Below are 1,409 nucleotides of genomic sequence, written 5' to 3'. Positions count from 1 at the left end.
CGCCGAAGGTGGCGCCGCTGATGCCGCGCCGCAGCACCCAGGTGGTGTGCGTGCCGGGCGCCTCCTCGGCCAGCGCGGCGAGCTGGGCCAGCGCGGTGAAGGCAGAGGCTCCGGAACCGATGACGGCGGTGCGCCGGCCCTGGTGGCGGGCCCGGACGGCCGGGTCCGAGAGGTCCGGCACCCGGTAGGAGACACGGTCCGCCGCGGCGTGTTCACCGACGGCCGGCAGCCCGTCGGCCCCGATCGGCGCGGGAGTGGACCAGGTGCCGGAGGCGTCGACGACCGCGCGGGCGGACAGCCGCCGTTCGGTGCCGTCGGTGTGGCGCACGTGCACGGTGAAGGGCTGCCGCGCGCGGTCGGCGTCCACCACGCGGTCGCGTCCCAGGCGGGACACGCCCGTCACCGTGGTCCCGTACCTGACCCGGGAGCCGAGGGTGTCGGCCAGGGGCTGGAGGTACCGCTCGGCCCAGTCGCCGCCGGTGGGGTAGGCGGTCGCTTCGGGCGCGGTCCAGCCGGTGGGGGCCAGGAGCTTCTCGGCGGCCGGGTCGATCACCTCGGCCCACGGCGAGAACAGCCGGATGTGGCTCCACTCGCGCACCGCGCTGCCCGCGGACGTACCGGCTTCCAGGACCAGCGGCTCCAGGCCGCGGCCGAGCAGGTGGGCGGCGGCGGCCAGACCCACGAGATGGGCCCCGATGACCACGACGGGCAGGGCGGTGGTGGACGCGTTCACGGCGACTCTCCCTTGGTTCGGCATCGGTCGATGACTTGAGTGCCAGCATGGCAGACTGCTTCGATGAGCGTCAACATAGACGTTCATCGAATCAATGTTCCGCCGGTATCAGGGCAAGGGAGTGCGGTGGGGGAGTGTCCCGACGACCGCCGGGCGGCTCCCGGCGGGGCGGGCTCGCCGTGGCTGCTTCGACATGTGTGAACATAGGCGTATGGCGAACCCGAAGGTGCTGCCCCTTGCCGAGCCGGTCGAGCCGTCACCCGTGGCCCCGTGCTGCCCGCCGCTGGACGAGCGACCGCTCACGGCGGAGGAGGCGGTGCGGACCGCGGCCATGTTCAAGGCGCTCGGTGACCCGGTCCGCCTGCGCCTGTTCTCCGCCGTCGCCTCGCACGAGGGCGGCGAGGCCTGCGTCTGCGACATCTCCGACGTGGGGGTCTCCCAGCCGACCGTCTCCCACCACCTGAAGAAGCTCAAGGAGGCCGGCCTGCTCGCCTCCGAGCGGCGCGGCACCTGGGTGTACTACCGCGTCGAACCCGCGGTGGTGGCCGCCATGGGACAACTGCTGGGCCGGTACGCGGACTGACACCGCGCGGGGACGGCCACCGCCCCGGCCCACGGCACCGCCCCGCCTCCAGGCACCGCCCGGCCCGCGGCACCGGACAGCGGCGGGCGGGCC

At 74.4% G+C, this 1,409-nt stretch carries 2 protein-coding genes; one reads left to right on the top strand and one right to left on the bottom strand.

All coding sequences use genetic code 11. The annotated features are described in order from the left end of the window. Positions 1-733 (bottom strand): SidA/IucD/PvdA family monooxygenase (locus tag ACYVE9_RS26855; protein WP_461030493.1); only part of this gene is annotated, 733 nt, incomplete at its 3' end. Between the two features lie 211 nt (positions 734-944). Here ACYVE9_RS26855 and ACYVE9_RS26850 point away from each other — a divergent pair. Further along, a complete protein-coding gene (locus ACYVE9_RS26850) occupies positions 945-1,316 on the top strand; it encodes an ArsR/SmtB family transcription factor (RefSeq protein WP_461030492.1) in 372 nt (123 codons plus the stop codon). Positions 1,317-1,409 lie beyond the last annotated feature (93 nt).

The organism is Streptomyces sparsus (genome assembly GCF_054776295.1).
The sequence above is the reverse complement of the archived record's forward strand: the minus strand, read 5'-3'. Positions and strand labels throughout refer to the sequence as shown.

Excerpts from the sequence above, each read along its gene's own strand:
- ACYVE9_RS26850 (WP_461030492.1), top strand. The coding sequence starts at position 945 with ATGGCGAACCCGAAGGTGCTGCCCCTTGCCGAGCCGGTCGAGCCGTCA.